The following is a 249-nucleotide window of genomic DNA, read 5'->3' on the forward strand; positions in this document are numbered from 1 at the left end:
GGCGTCAGAAAGACCTTTATGCGTCCATCGGCGGTTCCGTTCAGGCTTTCGATCACGGCCTCGGCACCATCCATCATTTCCTCGAAAGAAACGCTGTGTCGCTCCGGTTCGCCTCTATCCCAACGTGTAACCGATTGCGGCCATGGCAGGCCCCCGGGGCCGACGCAGATGATCTCCCGTAAACCGAGTTCTGAATAGGCGCGAGCATGATTGATTGCGAAGGCCGGATCATCGCTGCGCGGCATGGAG

The 249-nt window shown here is 59.0% G+C and carries 1 pseudogene; it reads right to left on the reverse strand.

Annotated features, from left to right (window positions below):
* Nucleotides 1-249, reverse strand: a pseudogene (locus R0J92_RS25285) (hypothetical protein); the annotation flags it as partial.

The sequence above is a fragment of the Tritonibacter sp. SIMBA_163 genome (assembly GCF_046535935.1).
Classification (GTDB): domain Bacteria; phylum Pseudomonadota; class Alphaproteobacteria; order Rhodobacterales; family Rhodobacteraceae; genus Epibacterium; species Epibacterium scottomollicae.